Raw genomic sequence first — 25,728 nt, 5'->3', positions numbered from 1 at the left:
GCCCGGCCTCAATGGTGGCTGAGGTCGCGGCGGGCCGTTTCCGGCACGCCCAGGGCGATCAGGAACACGCAGATGGCGACCGCCGCCAGGTAGTATCCCGGCGCGCCGGGGTTGCCCGTCTCGCGCACCAGGAACGTGCCGATGAACGGCCCTGTCCCGCCGAACAGCGCATAGGAGGCGTTGTAGCTGATGGCGGCGCCGGTGAAGCGGGTCGAGGTGGGAAACAGCTCGACGAAGAAGGTATAGCTGCCGCCCCCGTACAGCGACAGCGCAGCGGCGAGCAGCACCTGCGCGGCCATGGCGCTGCCCAGCGATCCGCTGGTCAACAGCCAGAACGCCGGCAGGCTGGCCAGCGCGACCGCCAGCGCACCGGCCAGCAACATGGGTTTGCGCCCGACGGCGTCGGAAATGCGGCCCGCCAGCGGCAGCAGCACCGAGAACGTCAACAAGCCGGCCGCGTTCGACAACAGCGCGTCCGCCTGGGACAGCCGGGCTACGGTCTGCAGGTACGTGACGAAGTAGCCGACCAGGAAATAGAACGTCAGCGCGTTGAGCGACACGATGAAGAACACTTGCAGCATGCGCAGCCGGTTGTGCCGGAAAGTCTCGCGCAAGGGGCTGCTTTCCTTCACGCCCGGCTTGGCCATCACTTGCTTGAAGGCGTCGCTCTCGTCGGTCCTGCGGCGGATGTACAGCCCCACCAGCGACAGCGGCGCCGCCACCAGGAAGGGAATGCGCCAGCCCCAGGAGGCATAGTCCTCGGCCGGCATGGCCGTGGTCAGGCCCAGGATGAAGATGCCGGCCACTACCGAAGGCACTGCCGACATCGCCGTGGTGATGCCGATCCACATGGCGCGGCGATCGACGGGCGCATGCTCCAGCACGAACGACGGCGCGCCCACCGCCTCCCCGCCGGCGGAAAATCCCTGCACCAGCCGGCACACCAGCAACAGCACGGGCGCCAGGATGCCGATCTGGTCATAACTGGGCAACAGGCCGATCAGCGCGGTGGCCGCGCCGATCGACAGCAGCGTGATCGCCAGCACCTTGCGGCGGCCGATGCGATCGCCCAGCGCGCCGAAGAACACGCCGCCCAGCGGGCGCACCACGAACGCCACGCCGTAGACCGCGAAGGCGGCCAGGATACCCACCACCGGATCGCCCGCCGGAAAGAACAGCTTGGCGATCGTGACCACCGAGAAACCGTAGATGGCGAAATCGTAGAACTCCACGAAATGCCCTACCGCGCCGGCTCCCAGCACGCGTCGCGCCGCGCCGTTGGCCTGGGCCGTCGAAGCGGCGCCCGTCAAAGAGATTTCCATTGCGTTCCCCTGATATCCGTTCGAAAAGGTCGGTACTGCAAGGCGCGCCCGGCGGGCCCGCCCCGTGCTGCATCACGCGCCTTCATTCGCGTGGTCATAGACCGGCAGGCGGTAGCGCGGCTCGTCGTGCATGCGCCAATAGGCATCGCGGATGCGGCGCGTGACCGGGCCCGCGCCGCCGGCGCCGACCGGCGCGCCATCGATCCAGCCGACCGGCATGACGCCGCCGGCCGTGCTGGTGATGAAGACTTCCTGCGCCTGGCGCAACTCGTCGGCCGGCAAGTCGCGCTGCTCGACGCGCACCGGCAGCGTGTCCGCCGCCTCGATCGCGCTGCGCCGCGTAACGCCCTCCAGCGCGCCGCGCCGCGGCGTGACCAGCACGCCGCCGCTCAGGGCAAACAGGTTGAACCCCGGCCCTTCGACCACATTGCCGCGGCCGTCGGTCAGGGCCACGGTCTCGTGGCCGTCGTCGTAGGCCTCGAACAGGCCGCGCACCAGGTCGAGCCAGTGGTAGTTCTTGACCGTCGGGTCGATCGATTCCGGCGCGATGCGATGCACGGTGCTGATGCGCAGCCGCAGGCCGCGCTCGCGCTGCGCCGGGTCGGCGATCCAGGCGAACGGGATGGCGAAGGCGTAGAACTGGTTCACGCACAGGCGCGGGTCGCGCGAGCCCAGCGGCGCGGTGCCGCGCGTGCAGATCATCTCCACGTAGGCTTGCCGCAGGCCCGCGGCGCGCACGCAATCAATCAAGATGCGGCGGACCTGGCCCCGGTCGTAGGGAATGCGCATGCGCAGGCGCTCCATGCCGCGCATGAAGCGGTCCAGGTGATCCTCGAGCCTGAAGAAACTGCCGTTCCAGACGTGGGCCACATCGTAGGTAGCGTCGGAATGCAGGAAGCCCCAATCGAGGATGGGTATGCGCGCCTGGTCCATCGATACGATGGCGCCGTCGATGAATGCGGCGCCCGGCCGCGGCCCGGTGAGTGCCGCCGGCGACATGCCGGCCGGCGCGGAGAGAGGAGAATGCGTCATGGTGGCGTAGATGGACGTGATGAACCGCCTGCGACAGGCAAAAGGATCCCCGCCCGGCATCGCGATCCGGACCGGAATGACAATCGGAGGAAATCGGCCGGCCCGCGCCCCGCGCGGCGGCCGCATGCGTCAGTTATTGCGCCATAGCGGCCCGGGACTGTCGTCCATGGGATAAAAGGGCCGGCGGCAGCGCGTCCACGCCAGCTTGCGCAGGTCGGCCCGGCCCGCGCCGGGCGTATCCAGCGCCACCAGGCGCGGCGCCCAGGAATAGGCCTGCTTGTAATTCATGGGGTTCTTCACCACCACATAGCGGAATTCGCGGATATCGATGCCGGCGGCGGCGTACTGCTCGTCCGCGTATTCATAGGTGGGTCGGCTGGTGACCAGCACCGTGGCGCGCGCCGCGCGCAGCACTGCGGCCGGCCCCATGGTCGAGGTAATGCCGCCCATCAGGCCGCCGCGATACGTAAAGGCCCCGTCATCCAGCAGGCGCTCGACTCGCCCGCTGAACGGCACCGGCGGCCCGTAGCGGGTCTCGATGCGGTTGCCCAGCTCGCAGCTCAGTTCGACGCCCGCGCCGGCGCGGCGGGCAGCGGCCACGGCCACGGGGTCGACCACCTGCACCAGCAGCGGCCCGGGCGCATCCATGGCCAGGAAGCGCCCCAGCACGTAGGCGCTGTCGCCGGCGGCGCCCGCGCCCACGGCATCGGACATCTCGCTCAGGATGATGGGGCCCGGCCCCTCCGCCGTCGCGGCCACCGCCTGGTCGAAATCCAGCAGGCCTGGCTCGAATTCGGCGCGGGCCGCCCACAACTGCCGGCACAGGCCGTCGAGTATCTCGCCGGCGCGCGGATGGACGCCGTCGGTGACCAGCACTAAGGCCGTGCCGCCCTCTTCCCGCTCGGCCCATGGCGTGGAAGGGAAATAGCTCAGGGCCAGCACGCCCGGCAGGGCCTCGATGGCCCGCGCGGCCTTGTACATGGCGCGCATGGGCGTGCGTTCGCGGGTGCCGGCGGCGGTCGGCGATACCAGCATGGCCAGCTTCTTCATGGCCATGGCGGGCCGCGCCCCGCCCGCCACGGCCCGCACCAATATGCCGGCGGCGCGCACGCCCGTCTCGAAGGGATCGTCGTGCGGATACTGCTGGTAGCCCACGATGGCGTCGCACAGGGCCAGCAGGCGCGGCGTGATGTGCGCGTGCAGGTCGCAAGTGATCACAATGGGCGCCGCGCCCACCAGGCCGCGCACCGCCTCGAGCAGTTCGGCTTCGGCGTCGTCGGTCTGCTCGCAGATCATGGCGCCGTGCAGGGCCAGGAACACCCCGTCGACCGCGTGGCCGCGCAGGCGCGCCAGCAGCTTTTCCTTGAGGGTCTCGAAGCACTCGCGCGTGACCTGCCCGCCGCAACCGCCGTGCGTGGCGATCAGCGGCACCAGCTCCGCCCCTTGCGCCTGCAGCACCTGCAAGGCGCCGGAGACCTCCACGTCGCCGCCGCGCAGGCTGGACAGGATGGCGTCGCCTTCATACAGGTAGTTCTGGCGGAACTCGGCCAGCGAGGTGCGGGCCAGGGAAAACGTGTTGCCCTCGAACAGCAATCCACCGATGGCGATTCGCATCGCTGCCTCCTAGTCGGCGACCGGCGTCGACACGCCGGTCTTCACTTCGTCCATGGCCACGTAGGAATGCGTGATGCGCACGCCCGGCAGCTTGAGGATCTTGTCTTCCAGCAGCACCCGGAAGGCGCCGATGTCCGCCACGCGGATCTTCATGATGAAATCGACGTCGCCGGTGATCATGTGGCACTCAACGATTTCGCCGATCTCGGCGATGGCGGCGCGGAATTGCTCGTACACGCCATCCACCGCGCGGTCGAACAGGACGAACGCGAAGATCAGCATGGGATAGCCGACCCGCGCCGGATCGAGGATGGCCTGGTAATCGCGGATATAGCCCTCGCGCTCCAGGCGCCGCACCCGTTCCAGGCAGGGCGTGGGGCTGAGCTCGACCTGGGCCGCCAGCCACTGGTTGGTGGCCCGCGCATGCGTCTGCAGCAAGCGCAAGATGCGGCGGTCGATGGCGTCGAGTTCGCGCCGGGTTTCGGGAGCCGCGCTTTTTTCCGCGGACGGGGGACGTGCTGCCATGAGTGCTCCACAACCGATTGGCAGGGCCGGCCGGCCCGGCTTTCACGGCAGATTAGAGAATCGACTGTATTTTCTGAATAGGTGTTAATACTTATTCTGATGATTTTTTGATATACAGGATTTTATCCTGATAAAAGCAAATTTTTTAGAATTAAATAAATGCGCACTAACCGACGACACAATGCCGCGCCCATCCGCCGCCCTGCTCCTGCGGCGCGCAGCACCTGTAAAACTTGTTTGCCAACGTGAGAGAAATTGATCGACGCGGCAGCGCGCAGAGGCCGCCGCGCGCGGGGAAATGCCATGGCTCATGACAGAATCAAGACAAGGCCCGCCATCATCGAACCTGTCGCCTCGCCTGGCGGCGTGGCGCTGTCAAGAAAGTGAACGCTTTCGCGCCTAGGATGGCGCACCTGACGGCCGCAGCCTCCACTTTGCCCGGTTCCGGGTCCATTCTTGATTCCCGCACCTGGGCCCGGCTCCCCCCGGGCAAGGGAAGGCGTTGTCCTGCGGAAGTCGCCGGACCATTTTCCGATGGTTTATCAACGTGCGCGCACGCCGTTCCCAGGCGCGGGCGCGCGCATTTTCCAGGTGATCTGAAACGATGATGCGAAGTAGCTCCGAAGGTTGGCCCGCCGCGCGCAAGCTGGCATGGGCGCTGGGCCTGTCGTTGACCGTGCTGCTGGCGGGCTGCGGCAGCGGCGATTCCGATGACGACGAGCCGGGCGCGCCACCGCCCGGCGGCGGCACCGAATGCAGCGCCGACGCGCACTGCGCGCCCGCGCCCTGACCCCGCCCCTTTCATCCACGACTTCATCGAACCGACATGTCCTTTGATCCTTCCAAGCGCGGGTTCCTGCGCGCCTCGCTGGGCACCACCGCCGCGCTGAGCGCGCTGTCCACACTGCCGCTGTCGATCCGCCGCGCGCTGGCCATCGAGGCCAACAATGCCACCGGCACCCTGCAGGACGTCAAGCACGTGGTGCTGCTGATGCTGGAGAACCGCTCGTTCGACAGCTACTTCGGCACCTTCCGCGGCGTGCGCGGCTACGGCGACCGCTTCCCGATCCCGCTGGCCAACGGCAGCAACGTGCTCTACCAGACCGATGCCAACGGCAATACAGAGACCCCGTACCACCTGGACGGCAGCAAGGGCAACGCCCAGCGCGCCGGCGGCACGCCGCACGTATGGACCGACGCGCAAGCCGCCTGGGACCATGGCCGCATGAGCCGCTGGCCGGTGGCCAAGCAGCCGCTGTCGATGGGCTATTACGAAGACGCCGAAGTGCCGTTCCATCGCGCGCTGGCCGAGGCCTTCACCGTCTGCGACGCCTATCACTGTTCCATGCACACCGGCACCATCCCGAACCGGCTGTTCTACTGGACCGGTACGAACGGGCCCTCGGGCGACAACTACGCGGCCATCGTCAACGAATACAACGGCGGCAACGACGTGGGCCCCTCCACCGAAGGCTGGACCTGGACCACGTATGTCGACCGCCTGGAACAGGCCGGCGTCAGCTGGAAGGTGTACCAGAGCCTGGCGGACAACTTCGGCTGCAACCAGCTGATGTCGTTCCGCCACTGGCGCGAGGCCATGGAATCGATGCCGCCCGAGCGCCGGCCGGTCGCGCTGCCGGCGGTGTCGCCGGCCTACGACCCCGCCATCGACGACCCGCTCAGCCCGCTGGCGAAGGGTTTCGGCAACACCATGCCGGACGGCTATCTGCAGAGCCTGCGCGACGATGTGAAGAACGGCACGCTGCCGTCCGTGTCGTGGATCATTCCGCCGTCCACCTACAGCGAGCATCCCGGCCCGTCCAGCCCGGCCCAGGGCGGCTGGTACGTGCAGGAAGTGCTGGACGCCCTGACCTCCAACCCCGAGGTGTGGGCCAGCACCGTGCTGCTGATCAACTACGACGAGAACGACGGCTTCTTCGACCACTTGCCGCCGCCGTCGGCGCCGTCGCGCCGCGAAGACGGCTCCCTGGCCGGCAAGACGACGCTGGGCGAGGCCGACATGGCGTTTGAATACCACGACTATGCGCCGGCCTCGTCCAAGCATACGGCGCCGGACGGCAGGCCCTACGGCCCCGGCCCGCGCGTGCCGCTGTGGGTGGTGTCGCCGTGGAGCCGCGGCGGCTGGGTCAATTCGCAGGTGTTCGACCACACCTCGACCCTGCTGTTCCTGGAAAAGCGCTTCGGCGTGAAAGAGCCCAACATCAGCGCCTACCGGCGCGCCATCTGCGGCGACTTGACCAGCGCCTTCAACTTCGCCAACCCGAACGGCGAGCTGCTGCCCACCCTGGCGGGCCGCACCACCAAGGACGCGGCCGACCAGTTGGTAGCGCAGCAGGAGGCCGCGCCGCCCATCCCGGTGCCGGGCGACCCGGCCCTGCCGCGCCAGCAGACCGGCACGCGCCCCTCGCGCGCCCTGCCCTATGAGCTCCATACGACGGCGCGGGTCGATGCCCAGGCCGGCACGGTCACGCTGGCCTTCGCCAATAGCGGCCAGGCCGGCGCGGTCTTCCACCTCTACGACAAGCTGCATCTCAACCAGGTCCCGCGCCGCTACATGGTCGAGGCCGGCAAGCAGCTCGACGACACGCTGGACGTGAGCGCGGACAACGGCCGCTATCACTTCTGGCTGCTGGGGCCCAACGGCTATCACCGCGAGTTCGTCGGCGACCTGCGCGACGACGCCACCGCGGGGCTCGAGCTACAGGTGTGCTACCGCCAGTGCGAACCGCCGGAAGTGCAGGCCAGGCTGTACAACCGCAGTGCCGGCGCGGTCACCTTCACGGTGACGGCCGGGGCCTACCGCGGCGATGGGCCCTGGACCCGCCAAGTGGCAGCCGGCCAGATCGGCGAACTGAGTTGGCCGCTCGGCGACAGCGGCAACTGGTATGACTTCGCGGTGACGGCGGGCGACTCGAAGCTCTGGTCGCGTCGCTTTGCCGGCCGTGTCGAGAACGGCCGCGACTCGGTCTCCGACCCCGCCATGGGCCAGGGCTGAGGGATACCGGCGGGGATACCACATCCCCGCCGGCGCGAACGCCTCCGCGCGGGTGGCGGCTCAGGGTAAATCCCCATCACAAATCGCTTGATGACACTTCTCAACCTATAGGACACTTTGTGTCCTATAGGAATCTTTTTTGATTACAATCAAAGCAAAGGAGAAGCAATGCATATAGCGAAGATCCTGGGCACGGCGCTGCTCGCCGCCGGCGCCACCGCGGCCCAGGCCTACCCGGAACGCCCCGTGCGGCTGATCGTGCCGTTCGGCGCGGGCGGCATCACCGACATCGTGGCCCGCCAGGTCGGTCAGGAACTGGGCAGTGCGCTCGGCCAGAGCGTCGTGGTGGAGAACCGCCCCGGCGCGGGCGGGGTCATCGCCGCCCAGGCTGGCGCCAGCGCCGCGCCCGACGGCTACACCCTGTTCATGGGCACCGTGGGCACGCAAGTGGTGAACCCGCTGATCCGCAAAGGGCTCGCCTATGATCCGCAACGCGACTTCGCGCCGGTGGGCCTGGTGTCGAGCTCCCCGTACCTGCTCGCCGTCCGCGCCGGACTGGCGCCGCGCGACTACGCCCAATTGGTCGACTACGCCAAGAAGCACCCGGATGCGCTGAACTTCGGCTCGGCCGGCAACGCCAGCTCGCCACACCTGGGCCTGGAGCTGCTCAACCTGACCGCTGGCATCCGGATCATGCACGTCCCGTTCAAGAGCGGCAGCGAAGCCGTCAATGCGGCCGTCGGCGGGCAGGTGGATGTGGTCATGGACGCCAGCCCGGTGATCATGCCGCAGGTGCAGGCCGGCCGCCTGCGCGCGCTGGTGGTGGCGGCCGAACGCCCCCTGCCCTCCGCGCCCGGCGTGCCCACCAGCGGCGAGGCCGGGGCCGCCGCCCTGCAGATCAGCTCCTGGAATGCCTTCTATGCGCCGGCCGGCACGCCCGCGCCGGTGCTGCGCACCCTCAACGCCGCCCTGCAAAAGGCATTGTCCTCGCCAGCCCTGGGCGAGCGCCTGGCGGCGCAGGGCACGCAACTGTATGGCGGATCGCCGGAAGAGTACCGGCAGTTCATCGCCGCCGAACAGGCGAAATGGACGGACATCATCCGCCGCGCCGATATCCGGGTGGAGTGACGCCATGCCCTGCCATCCCTTGTCCGGCCCGCCGCTGGAACTGATCGACACGCTGCGCTCGGGCAATGCCTGGAAGGTGCGCCTGGCGTGCGGCTACATGGGCGTGCCGATCGTGCGGCGCAGCCTGGACATCCTGCGCGGCGACCTGCAGACCCGCGAGTTCGGCCGCATCAACCCGCTGCGCCAGGTGCCGGTGCTGCGCACCCGCGAAGGCGCCTGGCTGGCGGAGTCCCAGGCTATCCTGTGGTACCTGGGCCGCGACACCGCGTGGCTGCCGGCGTCGCGGCTGGCGCAGGCCCAGGTGGCCAGCTGGCTGAGCTTCGAGCAGACCATGCATATGCACAACTTCGCCCAGCCGCGCCTGCAAGTGCACCTGCGCGCCACGGCGGCGCCCCACGATGCGCACATCGTCGCCCTGCGCGAGGCCGGCATGCGGGCGGCGATCATCATGGACGGGCAGCTGGGGCGCGGCCCCTACATCGCCGGCGACGCGCCCACCATCGCCGACATCGCCCTCTATCCCCACACCAGCATGGCCGGCGAAGGCGGCTACGACCTGTCCGGCCTGCGCCATGTGGCATCCTGGCTGGACCGGATGCGCGCCCTGCCGGGCTATGTCCCGCTGATCAGTTGACATCGCCGCGCGGCGGCAAGAAGGAAGTGAAATGGCAGACACGATGAAATTATCGAAACAGGAACTGGTGCGGCAAGCCCAGGCGGAAATGCAGCGCCAGTTCGGCGACTCCGGCTGGACGGTGCGCGAGCGCGTCGCGCTGACGTGCCGCATCCTCTATGACGGCGGCCATGACTCGGGCCTGGCCGGGCAGATCACCGCGCGCGCCGAGGCCCCGGGCAGCTACTACACCCAGCGGCTGGGGCTGGGTTTCGATGAAATCAGCGCCGGCAACCTGCTCGAAGTGGACGAAGACTTGCGCGTGCTGAATGGCGACGGCATGCCCAACCCCGCCAACCGGTTCCATTCGTGGATCTATCGGGCCCGTCCCGACGTGCAGTGCATCATCCACACGCATCCGCTGCACGTGGCGTCGCTGTCGATGCTGGAGGTGCCGCTGGAAGTCTCGCACATGGACAACTGCACCTTGTACGGCGACGTGGCCTTCCTGGAAAAATGGCCCGGCGTGCCGGTCGGCAACGAAGAAGGCGAGATCATCTCGGCGGCGCTGGGCGACAAGCGCGCCATCCTGCTGGCGCACCATGGCATGCTGGTGGCCGCCGGCACGGTGGAAGAGGCCTGCGTCCTGGCGCTGCAGTTCGAGCGGGCCGCGCGCATGCAGTTGCTGGCCATGGCGGCCGGCCGCATCCAGCCGATTCCGCCCGAGCTGGGCCGCGAGGCGCACGACTGGATCCTGACGCCGAAGCGCTCGCAGATCGGCTTCGCCTACTACGCACGGCGGGCCTTGCGCGCCCATCCCGACGTGCTTGCCTGAGCCGGCTCGACGCGCCGCCGGAATTGCGGCATGCTAGCGGGATCGTTCGCCTTTCCTTCGCATGCCGATGCAAGACCTGCCGCACCGACTCCGGGCGCTGCGCCGCCAACAGGCGCTGTCGCTGGAACAACTGGCCCAGCGCACCGGGCTGACCAAAAGCTACCTGTCCAAGGTGGAACGCGGCCTCAGCGAACCCTCCATCTCCACCGTGCTGCGCCTGGCCCAGGCCTATGAAATCGGCGTCTCGCAACTGGTCGGGGCCGACCCGGACGCCCAGGAAGAAACCGTCAGCGTGGTGCGCGCCGCCGAACGCGAGCCGATGGCGCGCCGCGGCACCGCCGCCGGCTACGACTACCTGTCCATGGCCGGGCGCCGCAAGGTGCGCATGATGGAACCCTTCGTGGTGCGTCCGCCGCGCCGCTTCCCCGCCGACCGCGCGGTGTTCCCGCATCCCGGCGAGGAATTCATGCTGGTGCTCAAGGGCTCGGTGGAAGTCCACGTCGGCGAACGGCAGTTCCGGCTCGACTGCGGCGACTCGGTCTATTTCGACTCCGAGCTGCCGCACCGCCTGCGCACCGTCAGCCGCGAGATCGCCGAAGTGCTGGTGGTGACCGCGCGCTGACGTTTTCTTCCCGGATCCACAATGACCGATGCCTCTCCGTACCCCGCCGCCCGCACGCTCGACGACCTGCGCCGCAATCTCGACCAGGTGCGCGCCAATATCGCCGCCGCATGCGCCCGCGCCGGCCGCGCCCCGGCCGACGTGCGCCTGCTGCCGGTCAGCAAGACCATCGACGAAGTGCGCATCCGGCTGGCCTACGCGGCCGGTTGCCGCGAACTGGGCGAGAACAAGGTCCAGGAAGCGCATGCCAAATGGGAGGCCATGGCCGACCTGCCCGACCTGCGCTGGGCGGTGATCGGCCACCTGCAGACCAACAAGGCCAAGCTGGTGGCGCGCTTCGCCAGCGAGTTCCAGGCGCTCGACAGCCTGCGCGTGGCCGAGGCGCTCGACCGCCGGCTGCAGGCCGAGGGCCGGGCGCTGGACGTGCTGGTGCAGGTCAATACTTCCGGCGAAGCCAGCAAGTTCGGGCTGGCGCCCGAGCAGGCGGCCGCCTTCGTGCGCGCATTGCCGGCGTACGCCAGCCTGCGCGTGCGCGGCCTGATGACGCTGGCGCTGTTCTCGCCCGACCCGGCGCGGGTGCGCCCATGCTTCGTGCGCCTGCGCGAACTGCGCGACCGCCTGCGCCAGGCAGCACCGGACGGCGTCTCCATGGACGAATTGTCCATGGGCATGTCGGGCGATTATCAACTGGCCATCGAAGAAGGCGCCACCACGGTGCGCGTGGGCCAGGCCATCTTCGGCGCGCGCGCCCTGCCCGACAGCCATTACTGGCCCGGCTTCGCGGGCCCGCCCACGGCATCATGAACGCTCCCGCGCCCCTGCGCCCCCTGCCCGTCGATGTCATTTCGATCCAGTCGCAGGTGGTGTATGGCCACGTCGGCAACAATGCCGCCATTCCCACCTTGCAGGCCATGGGACTGCGCGTGGCGGCCGTGCCGACCGTGCTGCTCAGCAATACGCCGCACTATTCCAGCCTGCATGGCGGCACCATCCCCGCCGACTGGTTCGCCGGCTACCTGCGCGACCTGGAAGCGCGCGGCGTGCTGGCCGGCGCCCGGGCCGTCATGGTGGGCTTCCTGGGCGATCCCGACCAGGCCGGGATACTGGCCGACTGGCTCGACCGCGCCGCGCGTGCCCACCCGCGGCTGCGCGTGCACGTCGACCCGGTGATCGGCGACTTCGACCACGGCGTCTACACCGACCCGCGCCTGACCCAGGCCTGGCGCACCCGCCTGCTGCCGCGCGCCCACGGCCTGACGCCCAATCATTTCGAGCTGGAACAGCTGACCGGCGCCAGCCTGGCCACGCGCGACGAGACGCTGGCCGCCGCGGCCCGGCTGCTCGGCAGCGATACCGAGTGGGTGGTGGTCACCAGCGCCGCGCCACGCGACTGGCCCGCCGGCACAATGCAGGTGGCGCTGGTCACGCGCACGCTGCGGCGGATGTTCAGCCATCCGGTGGTGCCGTGCGCCGCCAAGGGCATCGGCGACCTGTTCGCGGCGCGCCTGGCGGGCCATGTGCTGGGCGGCACGCCGCTGGAAGACGCGGTCGAGCGGACCTGCACCCATGTCGTGGCGGTGCTGCGCGATACCGCCGCCCGCGGCTGGGAAGAACTGGCGCTGCCGCTGCACGGCCCGGCGGCCGGGGCCGCCCCATGACGCTCGACGACGCGGCGCCGTTCGACCCGCCGCCGGACTGGCGCGACGCGCTGGCCGGCTACGGCTGGGCGGCGCAGGATATCGGGCGCTCCGACGCGGCGGTGTTCCGACTGGAGGCGGCGGGCCAGCCGCCGCTGTACGTCAAGACCGAGACCGCCGGCAGCCTGGCCGAACTGCCGGGCGAGGTCCTGCGCCTGCGCTGGCTGGCGCAACAGGGCATCGATTGTCCGCGCGTGCTGCGCACGGCACAGGCCGCCGGCCGCCACTGGCTGCTGATGAGCGCGGTGGCGGGCCGCGACCTGGCCTCGACGCCCGGCCTGCCCGCCGCCCGCATCGTCGCCATCGCGGCCGCGGCCCTGCGCGCCCTGCACCGCCTCAACCCGGCCCGCTGCCCGTTCGACCACCGGCGCGCCGTGCGCATCGAGCACGCGCGGGCCCGCGTGCAGGCCGGGCTGGTCGATGAAAGCGACTTCGACGACGAGCGCATGGGCCAGAGCGCGGCGCAGGCATACGCCGCCCTGTGCGCCGGCCAGCCCGCGCGCGAGGACTTGGTCGTCACCCACGGCGACGCCTGCCTGCCCAACCTGCTGGCGGCCGACGGCCGCTTCAGCGGCTTCGTGGACTGCGGCCGCCTGGGCGTGGCGGACCGCCACCAGGACCTGGCGCTGGCGGCATGGAGCATCCAATACAACCTGGGCGCGCAGTGGACGCAGCCGTTCCTGGACGCCTACGGCGGCCCGGTCGACGAGGCCCGGCTGGCTTTCTACCGGCTGCTGGACGAATTCTTCTGACGCGGCCGGCGCCCCGGCCAGGCCAGGGCAGGGCGCCTTTCGGGGTGAGCCTGCCCTAGATGCCGCCGCACTTCAGCTCGGCCAGCCTGGCATCGATCCAGCTCGTGTCCAGCCTGCCCGCGGCGATCTCCTCGAAAGTGCGGGCTTCGGCGGCCTGCTTGGCGGCCGCCGCCTGGTGCACGGCTTCGACCTGGTCGAACGGGATGCACAGCAGGCCGTCGGCGTCGCCCACGATCAGGTCGCCCGGCTCGATGGCCATGCCGTCGAGCGCGATGGTGGCGTTGATCTCGCCCGGACCGTCCTTGTATGGGCCGCGGTGGGTCACGCCGGCCGCATAGACCGGGAAGCTGGATTGGCGCAAGGCCTGCGAATCGCGGATGGCGCCATTGATGACGATGCCGCCGATGCCGCGCTGCCGCGCGTAGGTCGTCATGATCTCGCCGATGATGGCGTTGGTGAGGTCGCCGCCCGCATCGACCACGATGATGTCGCCGGGCTGCGCCAGGTTCAGCGCCTTGTGCACCATCAGATTGTCGCCGGGCCGGGTCTTGACGGTCAGCGCCGGGCCGGCCATGGGGGAACCGTCGTGCATGGGCCGCAGGCGCGCGCCGCCGGCCGCCATGCGCGACATCACGTCGCTGATATTGGCCACCGGCAGGCCGGCGAAACGGGCCACGATTTCCGCGGCGACCTGGCGCCGCCGGGCATGGATGTGAAAGCCGATCATTGTCTCTCCATTCAAAGGCCGCCGGCGCTACGGCACCGGCGAGATCAGGGGCTGCCCGGCGAAATGTCGTTCTGCGTTGTCCAGGAAGCGCTGCACCGAGGCATGGATGGCCTCGGGAGAGATACCGGCGATATGCGGGGTCAGGACCGCATTGTCGAATTCCAGCAGCGACGCGGGTGGCGTCGGTTCGCCTTCGTAGACGTCCAGGGCTGCCGCCATGATACGACCATCGCGCAGCGCGGCGGCCACCGCCTCGGTATCGACCAGCGAGCCGCGCGCGATGTTGACCAGCACGCCGCCCGGCCCCAGCGCGTCCAGCACCGGGGCATTGACGATGTGGCGGGTCTGCGCGCCGCCGGGCGCCGCCACCACCAGGAAGTCGCACCATTGCGCCAGGCCCTGCAGATCGTCGAAATAGCGATAGTCGCAGTCGGCGCGGCGGGTGCGGTTGTGATAGCCGATCTCCATGTGGAAGCCGCGCGCCCGGTGGGCGATCTTGCGGCCGATGGCGCCCAGGCCCAGGATGCCCAGGCGGCGGAACGACACGTGCGGCGGGCGCGGGATGTCGTCGCGCCACAGGCCATGGCGCACCCCGCTATTGAGGAACGGCAGGCGCCGCACGGCGGCCAGCAGGATCATCATGGCGTGATCGGCCACGCATTCGTCGTTGGTGCCGGCGGCATTGGCCACCGGAATGCCGCGCGCCCGGGCGTGGGCCACGGCGACGTTCTCATAGCCCACGCCCACGGTGCAGATCAGCTCCAGGTTGGGCAGCGCATCGATCTCCTCGGCCAGCAGCCCGTTGGTGCCGTTGGTCAGCACCACCCGGATGTCGCGGCCGTGCGCCGCGATCTGGGCGGCCCCGTTGGACCGGTCGGCGCCCAGCCCCTCGTTGGGCGCGTAGATCATTTCGAATCGCTCGGATACCAGGGCGCGATGTTCTTCAGACAGGAATACCAGGACTAGCAGTAGCGGTTTCATGGAAAATCTGTGCAGGGGAAATGCCGGGCGCGGGCCGTCCGGGCCGCGCCCCGGGAACAATCAATCGATGTGGGCGCCGGAAAGCTTTACCAGTTTGCCCCATTTCACGATCTCGCTGCCAACGATCTGCTTGAACTCGGTCGGCGAGCCGCCGACCGGCGTCGACCCCTGTTCGGCGAAAGTCTGCCGCACCGCCGGGTCCTGCAGCACCTTGCCGATGGCCGTATTGAGGCGGTCGACCACCCCGGCCGGCGTGCCGGCCGGCGCGAACACGCCGTTCCACAGCACGATCTCGAAGCCGGGCAAGGCCTCGCCCACAGCCGGCACATCGGGCAGGCGCGCGGAGCGCTGCGGCGTGGTCACGCCCAGCGCGCGCAGCTTGCCGCCCTCGATATAGGGCAGCACCTCTACCAGCGGCGAGAACACCGCCTGCACCTGCCCGGCCATCAGGTCGGCATTGGCCGGCGCGCCGCCCCGGTACGGCACATGCACCATCTCGCCTTGCACCATGTTGTTGAACAGGGCGCCGGACAGGTGCTGCGAGGTGCCGTTGCCGGCCGAGCCGTAGTACAGCGGCCCTTTCTTGTCGCGCACGTAGTCGACGAACTGCGCCAGCGTCTGCGCGGGGAAGTCCTTGTTCACCATCAGCACATTGGGAATCAGCGCCACCTGGGCCACCGGGATCAGGTCCTGCTCGACGTTCAACGGCATGTGCTTGTAGAGCGTGACATTGGTGGTCAGCGTGCTGGTGGACATCAGCAGGGTGTAGCCGTCCGGCTTGGCCTGCGCGACATAGGCGGCGCCGATGTTGCCGCCGGCACCGGTACGGTTCTCCACCACCACCGGCTGGCCAAGCTGCGCCTGCAGCTTCTCGGCCAGCAGGCGCGCGGTCACGTCGGTGCTGCCGCCAGCCGACAGCGGCACCACCAGCGTCACCGGCCGCTCCGGCCAGGCGGCGGCTTGCGCCGCGCCGGCGCAGGCCAGGGCGGCGGCGGCCAGCATGGCCTTGATCATCGTGGAATTGCGCATGGCGAGTCTCCTCCTTGTATCGTTGTAAGAATGGCGAACGGTCAGCGCTGGCCGTCGCCTACCGAGATCTGGTCGGCGCGCAGGCCGCCCAGCCGCTCGTGCACGCGGCTGCCGTCGGACACCACCAGCGCGTAGAGCAACTCGTCCGGACGCGGGCCGTCGATGATGCCCACGTCCACGGTGCTGAAGTGGCTGCGCACGTAGCAGGCCTCGATGTGATGCAGCGGAATCTGCAGGCGCGTGCCGGCGCTGGCCACCACCTTGGCCGCGGGCACGATCGACTTGGCGGTCGGCAGCATCGCGCGCAGGGCCCAGCCGCCGGCTTCGTGCCAGATGGCGCCGTGCTCCAGCTCGCCGTTCAAGCCGACGATGGCGCCCTTGCCGTATGCCTGGATGCGCTCGGCGCCGCCCATGGCCTGCAGCAGTTCGGGCACCAGCTCGTTGGCCAGTTCGCGGGCATCCCGCACCAGCCCGGACAAATCCTCCACATAGCGGCCGGCGTACGGGTTCTGGAACACCACGGCGATGGTCCCTTGGCGCACCGGCTCGGCGCGCGGGGGGCCGCCCTCGTGATAAATACTCTCGACATTGAGCAGCTTCTTGCGGATCTGGATCTTGGCCATGCTTGGCTCCTTGATGGGAACAGGAAAGTGATGGACGCGGGCGCCGTCCGGCGCCCGCCGCCCCGCGTGCCGGCGAAGCGCGCTCAGGGCTGGGGCGCCCGGCCGACCTGCACGCCGGCCCATTTCTCGATGTGCTGGATGACGCAGGCGTTGTCCTTGGCGCCATCGCCCTGGGTGATGGCGAACGCCAGGAACTGGCGCGCGGCCGGCCCGACCTGCATCGGCACGCCCAGCTTCTCTGCCTCGTCGATGCACAGCTTCACATCCTTGTGCAGCAGCTCGGTGGTGAAGCGCAGCGGGAAGCCGCGGTCCAGCACGCATTGCGGAATGCGCTCCTGCGTGGCGAACGAACGCCCGCTGGAAACGTTCAGCACATCCAGCATCGTCTGCGGATCGAGGCCCGCCTTGACGCCATAGACCAGCGCCTCGCTGGCGGCCACCAGGCTGGCCGCATACAGCGTGTTGTTGATGATCTTCATGGTCTGGCCCAGGGTCGGGTCGGCGCCCAGGTAGAACACGTTCTTGCCCAGCACATGCAGCAAGGTTTCCACTTCGCGATAAGCGGCCTCCGGGCCGGACGGCATCACGGCCAGCGTGCCGCGCTCGGCCGCCACGGTGCCGCCGCTGACCGGCGCGCCCAGCAAGGCGATGCCTCGCGCGCTGAGCAGGGCCTCGACCTCGCGGGTAGCCGACGGACCAGTGGTGGACAGGTCGATCACCAGGCGCGCCTGGCTGCCCTCGGCCACTTCGGCGGCCACTTCGACCACCGCGCGCGGCACCGGCAGGCACAACAGGACGATCTCGACGCGCGACGCCAGGTCGCGGGCGCTGTCGGCCGCCTGCGCGCCCTGCTCCACCAGGCGCTGCCGGGCCTCGGCCGAACGGTCGTGCACGATCACTTCATGCCCGGCGGCCAGCAGCCTGTTGCCGAAATGCCGGCCGATATTGCCGACCCCGATCAATCCGATTTTCATGGTGAAGCATTCTCCGCAGTGGGTTGCCGGCGGCCATGGCGGCGGTCCGGCGGGCGCCCGTCAGCGCCGCCCTGCATCCTAAGACGGCGGCGCGCCGCACTGCGAGTGCTGTTTCGGCGGTGGGGTATAGCCTGGCGTTAAGCGTCGTGCCGCTGCTCGACCAGCAGGTCGACGAACTTGTCGGCGTGGCTCTTGCGCGTGTCGAACACCGAGCGGACGATGCTGGGCGTCAGGGGGATCTCGTGCGCCAGCGGCACGATCCGCAGGTCGTCCCAGGCCGTGCCCTCGGCGGTGTACTGGTCGACCATGGCCACGCCGGCGCCGGCGCGCACCAGCGAACAGGCCACATCGGTCTGGTGGATATGGATGTGCGTGGTCATCTCGACCCCGGCCTTGCGGAACGCCGCCGAGACGAGCTGGCCGAACGGAATGCCGGGGTGGTGGGCGATGAGCGGATGGCGGGCCAGGTCCTCGATGGCCACGCTGGACTGCGTGGCCAGCTCATGGCCGCGCGGCACCACGCACACCATGCGGCCTTCGGTGAAGGGCTGCACGGTCAGGTTGGGATGGTCCAGCGGCAGCACCGACACCGCCAGGTCGACCTTGTTGCTCAGCACCTCCTGGGCCATGTCGTTGAGCAGCGTGGTGCGGTAGTTGACGCGAATGCCGGGATAGCGCTGGACAAAGCGGTTGATGGCGCGCGCGACCAGCCCATGGCTCAGGCACGGGCTGGAGGCGATGTTGAGGGTCCCGGACGGCCCGCGCGCCAGGCTACGGGCGAAATCATCTACGCGCAACGCATACTGGTAGCACTCGTCGACTTCGCGGAACAGCGCCTCGGCCTCGGGCGTGGGCACCAGCTTGCCCTTGACGCGGTTGAACAGCGCCAGCCCGAGCGTCTGCTCGGTGTGCGAGACGATGCGGCTGATGGCCGGCTGCGAGGTGAACAGCAGCTTGGCGGCGCCCTTGATCGAGCCGGTCAGCATGACGGCGCGAAAGACCTCCATCTGCCGTAGCCTGAATTTCATGATGTGTCTCCTGCATTCATCCGGCCAGTGCGCGCGCCACGCCCAGGAAGGACGCCAGGGCCGGATTGTCGTCGTCTTTGCGCCATGCCACCGAGATTTCCTGGCTGAGGAAACGGCTGCGGTCGGCCAATGGCACGTACTGGACTTTGGGATGGATGAGCGAAGCCAGGTTGCTGGGGATCAGCGCCACTGACAAGCCCGCCGCCACCAGGCAGATGACGCCCGCCACCTGCGAACACTCCTGCGCGATATCGGGGTGGAACCCGGCGGCCGAACAGGCCGAAATCAACTGGGCATGCGCCGCGGGCACCTTCTCGCGCGAGAAGGCCACGAACGATTCGCCGGCCAGTTGCCGGAGCGCGATACTGCGCTGGCCCGCCAGCGGGTGCGATTTGGGCAGCGCGACCATCAGGCGGTCGTGCTTGTACAGGCAGGTGGCGATCTGCGCGGCCTCGCGCGGCAGCGGCGTACGGAGCAGGCCGAGATCCAATCCGCGCCCGGCGAGCTGCTCGAGCTGGTCCTTGGTGGTCATTTCGACCACCCGCAGCCGGACCTGCGGATATTGCTGGCGGAAGTGGCCGATCAGTTCGGGCATGAAACCGTAGCCGGCGCTGCCGATGAAGCCGAGCGCCAGTTGGCCGGTGCGGCCGTCGCGCGCGGCCTGTGTGCGGGCGATGGCTACGCGCTCGTAGTTCAACCACTGGTAGGCCTCTTCGAGAAAGACCTTGCCGGCCGGCGTCAGCGACACGGTGCGCTTGTTGCGCAGGAACAGCGGCACGCCGACTTGCGCCTCCAGTTTCTGGATCGCCTGGCTGAGCGGCGACTGCGCGATGCCCACGCGCGCGGCGGCGCGGCCGTAGTGCAGCTCCTCCGCCACGGCGATGAATTGCCGAAGCAGGCGGCTGTTCATCATGAGATATTTTTTATCTTACAGGGTGCCAAATTATATGTTGGACGAGGGTATTACCCAAGTCTAGACTTTGCCCCACACTCTCACGGGATCGTCATGGACTCCTCTATTTCACTGGCCGGCCAGGCGCACCAGGCCGTTGCCGCCCTGCTCGGCACGCCCTCCGCATGGGACGAACCCATCGCCTCCCGCTTGCGTTTTCATGGCGAGCCGCCGGTATTCGATTCGCCGCACCTGCTTACCCTTTCGGCCGGCGCCGCCATCGGCGCGTATGCGCTGGCCATCGAGCGCTGGTGGCACCTGGCCACCGGCCAACGGCAGACCGTCGCCATCGACTGGATGCAGGCGGCCTGCTCGCTGAACCCGGGCCATTTCCAGAAGCAGAGCGGCTACGTGCTGCCGGCCCTGTCGCTGCTGACCGAACTGAAGGCCGATTTCTACCAGACCGCGGACCAGCGCTGGTTCTTTCCCATTGGCTCGTATCCCCACCTGCGCGACGGCGTGCTCGACTTGCTGCAATGCCCCAACAACGCCGCCTCGCTGGGCGCCGCCATCGGCCGCTGGAATAGCCACGACCTGGAAGACGCTTTCGCCGCGCACAAGCTGCCGGGCGCCTATGCGCGCACCCGGGAGGAATGGCAAGCGCACCCCCAGGGGCGCCTGCTGGCCGGCCGGCCCGCGATCGAGATCCAGAAAATCGACGACAGCGCGCCCGAGCCGGCCCGCGCCGCCAACCGTCCGCTGGAACGCCTGCGCGTGCTGGATCTGGGCCATGTCATCGCCGGCCCCGTCGTGGCCCGCACCCTGGCCGAGCATGGGGCGGACGTCCTGCGCGTGACATCGCCGTTCATGCAGGATCCGTTCCGCCAGACCATCGATACCAATATCGGCAAGCGGTCGGCGTTCCTCGACCTGGACCGCGCCGCCGATTGCCAGCGGGCCCGCGAACTCATCGCCGGCGCCGACGTGGTGGTCCAGTCATGGCGGCCCGGCAGCATGGCGCGCCGGGGCTTCGGCCCGACCGAGGCGGCGGCCATCCGGCCGGGGGTGGTGTACGTGTCGGTGACCGCCTATGGCGATGAAGGCCCCTGGGCCGCGCGGGGCGGGTTCGAACAACTGGGCCAGACCGTCAGCGGCGTGGCGGTGCGCGAGGGCGGCGCCGGGCGGCCGCGCGTAGCGCCCACCTACTTGCTCAATGACTACCTGACGGGATACCTGGGCGCCGCCGGCGCCATGCTGGCGCTGATCCGGCGTGCCCGCGAGGGCGGCAGTTATCACGTCAAAGTGTCGCTGGCGCGCACCTCGATGTGGGTGCAGGAACTGGGCACTGAGCCCGCTTTCGATGACGATCCGCGCCGGCCGCGGCGCCATTTCGCCGAAGCGCTGGCGCCCACGCTGGAAATTCGCCAATCGGCGTATGGCCCGCTGGAGCAACTGCCGCCGGTGGCGCAACTGTCGCTCACCCCGCCGCGCTGGGACTTGCCTCCCGCGCCCAACGGCGCCCATCCGCCGGCTTGGCGCAGCAATTAGAAAAACGCCCCCAAGGAGGAGACTTCACCATGTCCAGAAACCTGATCTGCGCGGCCAGCCTGGCCGTGCTGGGCGCGGGCGCCCCATGGGCGCAGGCGGCCGCGGCCTACCCCGAAAAAGCCATCACGCTCATCATCGGTTTCGCGCCCGGCGGCCCCACCGATGCCATCGGCCGCGTGCTGTTCAAGAAAGTCGCCGAAGAATTGCGCGTCCCCATCGTCATCGAGAACCGCCCGGGCGCCGGCGGCAACATTGGCGCCCAGGAATTATTGCGGGCGCAACCGGACGGCTACACCCTGATGTACGGCACCTCGTCCATCACCACGGCTCCCGCGCTGTTCAACCGCCAGGACTTGAATCCCAAGACGGCCTTCGTGGCGGCGGGCTGCTCGGTCGCGGTGCCGCTGATCCTGCTCGCCGCCAAGAACCTGGCGGCGGCCGATGCACGGGACTTCTACCAACAAGTAAAAGCCCAGCCGGGCAAGTACTTCATGGGCTCGTCGGGCAATGGCTCGATCGACCACCTGGTCGCCATGGACGTCGCCGCCAGGCTCGACCTGGATTTTCAGCACGTGCCGTACAAGGGCAACGGCCCGGCACTGACCGACCTGGCGGCCGGAAACACCAGCTTCATGTATTCCGGTTCGTTCAATAGCGCGCTGCCCTTCATCGAGAGCGGCCAGGTCAGGGCCCTGGCGGTCACCTCGGCCCGGCGCTCGGCGGCCCTGCCCGATGTCCCCACGCTGTCGGAGAGTGTTCCTGCCTTGAAGGGCTACGACGCCGGCACGTGGCAGGTGCTGTTGGCGCCCAAGGGCACGCCGGACGCGGTCCTGGACAAGCTCGATGCGGCTTTGCGGGCCGCGCTGAAAGATCCATCCGTGCGCGACAGCCTGCGCTTCCAGGGCGCCGAAGTCATGGACAAGACGCCGGCCCAGTGCCAGGAGTTCATCGATGGCGAATACGACCGCTGGTCGGGCACGATCGACCGCCTCGGGCTCGAAGCGCGTTAGCGCGGCGCGGCCCTAGCGCGGCGGCGCGTCCGGTTCCTGCTCGCCGGCGCAGACGAAGGCGATCTTGTTGCCTTCCGGATCGCGACAGTAAGCTGCGTAGAAGTCCGGGGCATACCAGGTGCGCAGGCCCGGCAGGCCTTCGTTGCGGCCGCCCGCCTCGATCGCCAGCGTCCAGCAGCGGTCGACGATGTCGCACGACAGCGCGCGGAAGCTGACCTGCGCGCCATTGCCCCAGGTGGCCGGCAAGCCGTTGAAGGGCGGCGCCACCACAAAGGACGGCCAGCGCAGCGTGGGCGGGCGCCAGATCACGCCGGCCGGGCCGGCGCTGTCGATCGAGTTGACCCGCAGCAGCCCCAGCGGCGCCAGCACGGTGTCATAAAAAGCCACCAGGCGCGGCCAGTCGCGCGCGCCGATCTGGATATGGGTGTACATGGCCGGATCCCCGTGCGCGCCGCTAGGCGGGCTGGCTGCGCGCCTGCTCGATGAGCGCGTCGGCCTGCTGGCGGACCTGGTCCTCCACCGCGCGCAGCGCCAGCCATTCTTCAAATTTGCCGGGCTCGAGGATGTTGTTCGCTTCGTAGAAGTCCATTACCGCGGTATGGGCTTCGTGCCACAAGCGCATGGCGGCTTGCACGTCGTTGATGTCGGGCATGGCTGGCTCCTGGGACAAGACGACAAAGCCGCGCCCGCGCAAGTAGCGTACCCGGGGGATGCCGGCGCGGTGCGCAACCCGGCCCGCGCGCGCGGCGGTAAATATTACGCCGCCGCGACATGGGCGCCTGGCGTGCTTCCATACAACAGATATTGCCAATGTCAATACCACCCTGATAAGATTGCGCCTCGGGTATTTCCCTACCCTCTTCTCTTCTTCCATCTCTTCACTCACCACCAGGGAGGCGTTCGATGTCCGTATTTCGCACCGCTATCCCCAGCGTGGCCGCACGACACCATTAAGTCGTCGCTGGCGCTGGGCCGCCCGCATGTTTCCTAGTTCGTAGGCTTGCGCTTACGGCTGCCCTCGCCCGTTTCCAGATCGTCTTCGCCTTGCCTGCCGGCCGCCGCCGGCGAGCCGGATGGTCTGTTCCTCTGCTTCCGATTGAAGTCCCGGCGCGCTCGGCGCGCCGGGCCGTGACAAATGGCTCTAAGAAAAATCGACTTTCGCGGACAAGCCTTCAAGGATGTCCTGGGATTCACGTTCCGTCACTGGCGCGAACAGCCCTGGCGCGTGCTGCTGATCGTGGCGCTGGTGCTGCTGTCGGCGGTCGCCGACGTGCTGACGCCGCTGTACGCCGGCCGGCTGATCGACGCCGTGGCCGCCGGCACGGCCGCCTGGGACGCGGCCGCCGCGGCATTCTGGACCCTCGCCGCGCTCGGCGTGATCAGCACCCTGCTGCTGCAGCTGGTGTACTTCAACATCATCTCGCTCACGCTCAAGATGATGAGCGCGGTGGCCGCGCGCGCCTTCCACCAGGTGCAGCACCTGTCGACCGACTGGCACGCCAACAGCTTCGCCGGCTCGACGGTGCGCAAGATCACGCGCGGCATGTGGGCGCTGGACCTGCTCAACGACACGCTGCTGGTGGCATTGCTGCCGTCGCTGGCCATGCTGGTCGGCGCGACCCTGGTGCTGGGCCTGTACTGGCCGGTCATGGGCCTGGTGGTGGGCCTGAGCTCGCTGCTGTATATCGGCGTGACCTCGGCGCTGTCGCTGAGTTTCGTGGCGCCGGCCGCGCGGCTGGGCAACGCCTGGGACACGCGCCTGGGCGGCGTGCTGGCCGATGCCATCACCTGCAACCCGGTGGTCAAGGCCTTCGGCGCGGAGCGGCGCGAAGAGGCCCGGCTGGCGCGCGTGCTGGGCAAGTGGCGCCATCGCACCCGGCGCGGCTGGGTGCGCGGCTCGGTCAACGGCGGCGTGCAGGGCATCATGCTGGCCGCCATGCTGGCGGCCATCCTGGGCTCGGCGCTGCTGCTGTGGGCCGACGGCCAGGCCAGCGTGGGCGACATCACCTTCGCGCTGACCATGTTCTTCATCCTGCAGGGCTACCTGCGCGACATCGGCATGCACATCCGCAACCTGCAACGCTCGGTCAACGACATGGAAGAGCTGGTGTCGCTGCACGCGCAGCCGCTCGGCGTGGCGGACCGGCCCGGCGCCGGCCCGATCGCCATCGAGCGCGGCGAGATCCGCTTCGAACATGTGACGTTCCGCTACGGCGCGCACGCCACGCCGCTCTATGACGATTTCTCGGTGCGTATCGCGCCGGGCGAGCGGGTCGGGCTGGTCGGCCACTCTGGCTCGGGCAAGACCACGTTCATCAAGCTGATCCAGCGCCTGTACGACATCAATGCGGGGCGCATCACCATCGATGGGCAGGACATCGCCGCGGTCCAGCAGGCTTCGCTGCGCGGGCAGATCGCCATCGTCCAGCAGGAGCCAGTGCTGTTTCACCGCACCCTGGCCGAGAACATCGCCTACGCCCGGCCCGGCGCCAGCCGCGCCGAGATCGAGCAGGCGGCGCGGCTGGCCAGCGCCCACGACTTCATCATGGCCCTGCCCAAGGGCTATGAGACGCTGGTGGGCGAACGCGGCGTCAAGCTGTCGGGCGGCGAGCGCCAGCGCGTGGCGATCGCCCGCGCCTTCCTGGCCGATGCGCCGGTGCTGATCCTGGACGAAGCCACCTCCAGCCTGGACAGCGAGAGCGAGGCGCTGATCCAGCAGGCCATGGAGCGCCTGATGGCCGGGCGCACCACCCTGGTGGTGGCGCACCGCCTGTCCACGGTGCGCGCCATGGACAGGTTGCTGGTGCTGGACCGCGGCCGCATTGCGGAAGAAGGCAGCCATGACGTGCTGGTGCGGCGCGAGGGCGGGCTGTACCGCCGCCTGCTGGAACGGCAGGCGCTGGAACTGACCCACGGCCTCGAGCTGCCCGGCGGCGCCCCGCGCCGCCGCCCGCTCGCGGTTGCCGACGCGGACGAATCGACCGCGCTGGCGCAAGGCTGAGGCCCGCCCATGTCCCGCGCCCGCCGCCTGTTCGCGCTGATCCAGCTGCTGCGCCGCCACCGCTATCCAGTGACGGGCGCGGCGCTGGCGGCCGAGCTCGGCATCAGCCTGCGCACGCTGTACCGCGACATCGGCACCCTGCAGGAGCAGGGCGCGCAGATCGAGGCCGAACCGGGCCGCGGCTACCTGCTGCGGCCCGGCTTCGTACTGCCGTCGCTGATGTTCTCGGAAGACGAGATCGAGGCGCTGGTGCTGGGTTCGCGCTGGGTGGCCGACCGGCGCGGCGACGCGCGCCTGAGCGCCGCGGCCTGCAGCGCGCTGGCCAAGATCGCCGCGGTGTTGCCCGACGAACTGCGCGCCGCGCTGGACGCCGACATCATCCTGGCCGGCGCCGGCGCCGCGGTGCCGATCGACGCAGCCGTGCTGCCCACCCTGCGGCAGACGATCCGTGCCGAGCAAAAACTCGACATCGTCTACCGGGACCTGCAGGACATCGAATCGGCGCGCACCATCTGGCCGTTCGCTCTGGCTTGCTTCGACCATGTATGGCTGGTGATGGCCTGGTGCGAGTTGCGCCAGGCCTTCCGGCATTTCCGGGCCGACCGCATCGTCAGCCTGGCGGCATCCGGCGAGCGCTATCCGCGCAGGCGCCAGGTGCTGCTGCAGGCCTGGCGGGCGGCGCAGGCCATGGCGCCGCCTTAGCTGCGCCTCGCGGTACCCACTGACAGTTTCTGACAGCATGCGTATTTACGATGCCGT

General features: G+C 69.1%; 25 protein-coding genes and 1 pseudogene. 13 read left to right on the top strand and 13 right to left on the bottom strand.

The features are described from left to right. Positions 1–8: 8 nt before the first annotated feature. The 4 genes from ACKTT0_RS18835 to ACKTT0_RS18820 form a co-directional block, all read right to left on the bottom strand. Complete coding sequence (locus ACKTT0_RS18835; RefSeq protein ID WP_407851308.1) at positions 9–1,322, bottom strand: MFS transporter; 1,314 nt, start codon at positions 1,320–1,322, stop codon at positions 9–11. 72 nt (positions 1,323–1,394) lie between these two features. Beyond that, on the bottom strand, positions 1,395–2,354 hold the full coding sequence (locus ACKTT0_RS18830) for an aminotransferase class IV (protein ID WP_407851307.1): 960 nt from the start codon (positions 2,352–2,354) through the stop codon (positions 1,395–1,397). A 129-nt stretch (positions 2,355–2,483) separates the two neighbouring features. Beyond that, positions 2,484–3,968 carry a M81 family metallopeptidase gene (locus tag ACKTT0_RS18825; RefSeq protein ID WP_407851306.1) on the bottom strand — a complete coding sequence of 495 codons (1,485 nt, stop codon included), beginning with the start codon at positions 3,966–3,968 and terminating at the stop codon, positions 2,484–2,486. 9 nt (positions 3,969–3,977) lie between these two features. Continuing rightward, the gene (locus ACKTT0_RS18820) at positions 3,978–4,493 is read right to left on the bottom strand and encodes an Lrp/AsnC ligand binding domain-containing protein (protein ID WP_407851305.1); all 516 of its coding nucleotides are present in this window, start codon (positions 4,491–4,493) and stop codon (positions 3,978–3,980) included. A 604-nt stretch (positions 4,494–5,097) separates the two neighbouring features. Here ACKTT0_RS18820 and ACKTT0_RS18815 point away from each other — a divergent pair. The 9 genes from ACKTT0_RS18815 to ACKTT0_RS18775 all read left to right on the top strand — a co-directional run bounded on the left by ACKTT0_RS18815 (position 5,098) and on the right by ACKTT0_RS18775 (position 13,156). Then, on the top strand, positions 5,098–5,283 hold the full coding sequence (locus tag ACKTT0_RS18815; RefSeq protein ID WP_407851304.1) for a hypothetical protein: 186 nt from the start codon (positions 5,098–5,100) through the stop codon (positions 5,281–5,283). Between the two features lie 36 nt (positions 5,284–5,319). Further along, positions 5,320–7,509, top strand: a complete 2,190-nt coding sequence (locus tag ACKTT0_RS18810) for a phosphocholine-specific phospholipase C (protein ID WP_407851303.1) — start codon at positions 5,320–5,322, stop codon at positions 7,507–7,509. A 168-nt stretch (positions 7,510–7,677) separates the two neighbouring features. Beyond that, positions 7,678–8,637 carry a Bug family tripartite tricarboxylate transporter substrate binding protein gene (locus ACKTT0_RS18805; protein WP_407851302.1) on the top strand — a complete coding sequence of 320 codons (960 nt, stop codon included), beginning with the start codon at positions 7,678–7,680 and terminating at the stop codon, positions 8,635–8,637. A gap of 4 nt (positions 8,638–8,641) precedes the next feature. After that, positions 8,642–9,271, top strand: a complete 630-nt coding sequence (locus tag ACKTT0_RS18800; RefSeq protein ID WP_407851301.1) for a glutathione S-transferase family protein — start codon at positions 8,642–8,644, stop codon at positions 9,269–9,271. A gap of 31 nt (positions 9,272–9,302) precedes the next feature. Next, positions 9,303–10,085, top strand: coding sequence for an aldolase (locus tag ACKTT0_RS18795; RefSeq protein WP_407851300.1), 783 nt, complete (start codon positions 9,303–9,305; stop codon positions 10,083–10,085). A gap of 67 nt (positions 10,086–10,152) precedes the next feature. Continuing rightward, positions 10,153–10,707: a helix-turn-helix domain-containing protein gene (locus ACKTT0_RS18790; protein ID WP_407852462.1), complete on the top strand. Its 555-nt coding sequence runs from the start codon at positions 10,153–10,155 to the stop codon at positions 10,705–10,707. Positions 10,708–10,728: 21 nt separating this feature from the next. Next, positions 10,729–11,511 carry a YggS family pyridoxal phosphate-dependent enzyme gene (locus tag ACKTT0_RS18785; protein ID WP_407851299.1) on the top strand — a complete coding sequence of 261 codons (783 nt, stop codon included), beginning with the start codon at positions 10,729–10,731 and terminating at the stop codon, positions 11,509–11,511. Continuing rightward, entirely contained in the window at positions 11,508–12,365 is an 858-nt protein-coding gene (gene pdxK, locus ACKTT0_RS18780) for a pyridoxine/pyridoxal/pyridoxamine kinase (protein WP_407851298.1), read from the top strand. The genes ACKTT0_RS18785 and pdxK overlap by 4 nt, the downstream gene beginning before the upstream one ends. Next, positions 12,362–13,156, top strand: coding sequence for an APH(3')-II family aminoglycoside O-phosphotransferase (locus ACKTT0_RS18775; RefSeq protein WP_407851297.1), 795 nt, complete (start codon positions 12,362–12,364; stop codon positions 13,154–13,156). The genes pdxK and ACKTT0_RS18775 overlap by 4 nt, the downstream gene beginning before the upstream one ends. Before the next feature lie 55 nt (positions 13,157–13,211). On the opposite strand, the gene ACKTT0_RS18770 is transcribed toward ACKTT0_RS18775, so the two are convergent. From ACKTT0_RS18770 to ACKTT0_RS18740, 7 genes and pseudogenes are all read right to left on the bottom strand, one after another. Then, on the bottom strand, positions 13,212–13,883 hold the full coding sequence (locus ACKTT0_RS18770) for an RraA family protein (protein ID WP_407851296.1): 672 nt from the start codon (positions 13,881–13,883) through the stop codon (positions 13,212–13,214). A gap of 27 nt (positions 13,884–13,910) precedes the next feature. Continuing rightward, positions 13,911–14,864 (bottom strand): 2-hydroxyacid dehydrogenase, encoded by a 954-nt coding sequence (locus ACKTT0_RS18765; protein ID WP_407851295.1) that lies wholly within the window; start codon positions 14,862–14,864, stop codon positions 13,911–13,913. Positions 14,865–14,924: 60 nt separating this feature from the next. Further along, complete coding sequence (locus tag ACKTT0_RS18760) at positions 14,925–15,893, bottom strand: tripartite tricarboxylate transporter substrate binding protein (protein WP_407851294.1); 969 nt, start codon at positions 15,891–15,893, stop codon at positions 14,925–14,927. A 41-nt stretch (positions 15,894–15,934) separates the two neighbouring features. Then, on the bottom strand, positions 15,935–16,516 hold the full coding sequence (locus ACKTT0_RS18755) for an amino acid synthesis family protein (protein WP_407851293.1): 582 nt from the start codon (positions 16,514–16,516) through the stop codon (positions 15,935–15,937). Positions 16,517–16,599: 83 nt separating this feature from the next. Beyond that, positions 16,600–17,502, bottom strand: a pseudogene (locus ACKTT0_RS18750) (NAD(P)-dependent oxidoreductase); the annotation flags it as partial. Positions 17,503–17,627: 125 nt separating this feature from the next. Continuing rightward, positions 17,628–18,518, bottom strand: coding sequence for a LysR family transcriptional regulator (locus ACKTT0_RS18745; protein WP_407851292.1), 891 nt, complete (start codon positions 18,516–18,518; stop codon positions 17,628–17,630). A 16-nt stretch (positions 18,519–18,534) separates the two neighbouring features. Further along, positions 18,535–19,431, bottom strand: coding sequence for a LysR family transcriptional regulator (locus ACKTT0_RS18740; protein ID WP_407851291.1), 897 nt, complete (start codon positions 19,429–19,431; stop codon positions 18,535–18,537). Positions 19,432–19,524: 93 nt separating this feature from the next. On the opposite strand from ACKTT0_RS18740, the gene ACKTT0_RS18735 reads away from it, so the two are divergent. After that, entirely contained in the window at positions 19,525–20,958 is a 1,434-nt protein-coding gene (locus tag ACKTT0_RS18735) for a CoA transferase (RefSeq protein WP_407851290.1), read from the top strand. 29 nt (positions 20,959–20,987) lie between these two features. Next, a complete protein-coding gene (locus ACKTT0_RS18730; protein WP_407851289.1) occupies positions 20,988–21,968 on the top strand; it encodes a Bug family tripartite tricarboxylate transporter substrate binding protein in 981 nt (326 codons plus the stop codon). Positions 21,969–21,980: 12 nt separating this feature from the next. Here the strand turns inward: ACKTT0_RS18730 and ACKTT0_RS18725 are convergent, their stop codons facing one another. Next, entirely contained in the window at positions 21,981–22,400 is a 420-nt protein-coding gene (locus ACKTT0_RS18725) for a VOC family protein (RefSeq protein ID WP_407851288.1), read from the bottom strand. 22 nt (positions 22,401–22,422) lie between these two features. Further along, positions 22,423–22,620: a hypothetical protein gene (locus ACKTT0_RS18720; protein WP_407851287.1), complete on the bottom strand. Its 198-nt coding sequence runs from the start codon at positions 22,618–22,620 to the stop codon at positions 22,423–22,425. 483 nt (positions 22,621–23,103) lie between these two features. On the opposite strand from ACKTT0_RS18720, the gene ACKTT0_RS18715 reads away from it, so the two are divergent. Both ACKTT0_RS18715 and ACKTT0_RS18710 read left to right on the top strand, forming a co-directional pair. Beyond that, the gene (locus tag ACKTT0_RS18715; RefSeq protein WP_407851286.1) at positions 23,104–24,969 is read left to right on the top strand and encodes an ABC transporter ATP-binding protein; all 1,866 of its coding nucleotides are present in this window, start codon (positions 23,104–23,106) and stop codon (positions 24,967–24,969) included. 9 nt (positions 24,970–24,978) lie between these two features. Beyond that, positions 24,979–25,671 (top strand): helix-turn-helix transcriptional regulator, encoded by a 693-nt coding sequence (locus ACKTT0_RS18710; RefSeq protein ID WP_407851285.1) that lies wholly within the window; start codon positions 24,979–24,981, stop codon positions 25,669–25,671. Positions 25,672–25,728 lie beyond the last annotated feature (57 nt).

It is taken from the genome of Bordetella saccharivorans, assembly GCF_045862855.1.
GTDB lineage: Bacteria > Pseudomonadota > Gammaproteobacteria > Burkholderiales > Burkholderiaceae_B > Bordetella_A > Bordetella_A petrii_F.
Note: the sequence above shows the minus strand (reverse complement) of the source record. Positions and strands in the feature narration are given on the sequence as shown.

Bases quoted from the DNA above. Each gene is read 5' to 3' on its own strand.
- ACKTT0_RS18835 (WP_407851308.1), bottom strand. From the start codon at position 1,322: ATGGAAATCTCTTTGACGGGCGCCGCTTCGACGGCCCAGGCCAACGGC.
- ACKTT0_RS18830 (WP_407851307.1), bottom strand. From the start codon at position 2,354: ATGACGCATTCTCCTCTCTCCGCGCCGGCCGGCATGTCGCCGGCGGCA.
- ACKTT0_RS18825 (WP_407851306.1), bottom strand. From the start codon at position 3,968: ATGCGAATCGCCATCGGTGGATTGCTGTTCGAGGGCAACACGTTTTCC.
- ACKTT0_RS18820 (WP_407851305.1), bottom strand. From the start codon at position 4,493: ATGGCAGCACGTCCCCCGTCCGCGGAAAAAAGCGCGGCTCCCGAAACC.
- ACKTT0_RS18815 (WP_407851304.1), top strand. From the start codon at position 5,098: ATGATGCGAAGTAGCTCCGAAGGTTGGCCCGCCGCGCGCAAGCTGGCA.
- ACKTT0_RS18810 (WP_407851303.1), top strand. From the start codon at position 5,320: ATGTCCTTTGATCCTTCCAAGCGCGGGTTCCTGCGCGCCTCGCTGGGC.
- ACKTT0_RS18805 (WP_407851302.1), top strand. From the start codon at position 7,678: ATGCATATAGCGAAGATCCTGGGCACGGCGCTGCTCGCCGCCGGCGCC.
- ACKTT0_RS18800 (WP_407851301.1), top strand. From the start codon at position 8,642: ATGCCCTGCCATCCCTTGTCCGGCCCGCCGCTGGAACTGATCGACACG.
- ACKTT0_RS18795 (WP_407851300.1), top strand. From the start codon at position 9,303: ATGGCAGACACGATGAAATTATCGAAACAGGAACTGGTGCGGCAAGCC.
- ACKTT0_RS18790 (WP_407852462.1), top strand. From the start codon at position 10,153: ATGCAAGACCTGCCGCACCGACTCCGGGCGCTGCGCCGCCAACAGGCG.
- ACKTT0_RS18785 (WP_407851299.1), top strand. From the start codon at position 10,729: ATGACCGATGCCTCTCCGTACCCCGCCGCCCGCACGCTCGACGACCTG.
- pdxK (WP_407851298.1), top strand. From the start codon at position 11,508: ATGAACGCTCCCGCGCCCCTGCGCCCCCTGCCCGTCGATGTCATTTCG.
- ACKTT0_RS18775 (WP_407851297.1), top strand. From the start codon at position 12,362: ATGACGCTCGACGACGCGGCGCCGTTCGACCCGCCGCCGGACTGGCGC.
- ACKTT0_RS18770 (WP_407851296.1), bottom strand. From the start codon at position 13,883: ATGATCGGCTTTCACATCCATGCCCGGCGGCGCCAGGTCGCCGCGGAA.
- ACKTT0_RS18765 (WP_407851295.1), bottom strand. From the start codon at position 14,864: ATGAAACCGCTACTGCTAGTCCTGGTATTCCTGTCTGAAGAACATCGC.
- ACKTT0_RS18760 (WP_407851294.1), bottom strand. From the start codon at position 15,893: ATGCGCAATTCCACGATGATCAAGGCCATGCTGGCCGCCGCCGCCCTG.
- ACKTT0_RS18755 (WP_407851293.1), bottom strand. From the start codon at position 16,516: ATGGCCAAGATCCAGATCCGCAAGAAGCTGCTCAATGTCGAGAGTATT.
- ACKTT0_RS18745 (WP_407851292.1), bottom strand. From the start codon at position 18,518: ATGAAATTCAGGCTACGGCAGATGGAGGTCTTTCGCGCCGTCATGCTG.
- ACKTT0_RS18740 (WP_407851291.1), bottom strand. From the start codon at position 19,431: ATGATGAACAGCCGCCTGCTTCGGCAATTCATCGCCGTGGCGGAGGAG.
- ACKTT0_RS18735 (WP_407851290.1), top strand. From the start codon at position 19,525: ATGGACTCCTCTATTTCACTGGCCGGCCAGGCGCACCAGGCCGTTGCC.
- ACKTT0_RS18730 (WP_407851289.1), top strand. From the start codon at position 20,988: ATGTCCAGAAACCTGATCTGCGCGGCCAGCCTGGCCGTGCTGGGCGCG.
- ACKTT0_RS18725 (WP_407851288.1), bottom strand. From the start codon at position 22,400: ATGTACACCCATATCCAGATCGGCGCGCGCGACTGGCCGCGCCTGGTG.
- ACKTT0_RS18720 (WP_407851287.1), bottom strand. From the start codon at position 22,620: ATGCCCGACATCAACGACGTGCAAGCCGCCATGCGCTTGTGGCACGAA.
- ACKTT0_RS18715 (WP_407851286.1), top strand. From the start codon at position 23,104: ATGGCTCTAAGAAAAATCGACTTTCGCGGACAAGCCTTCAAGGATGTC.
- ACKTT0_RS18710 (WP_407851285.1), top strand. From the start codon at position 24,979: ATGTCCCGCGCCCGCCGCCTGTTCGCGCTGATCCAGCTGCTGCGCCGC.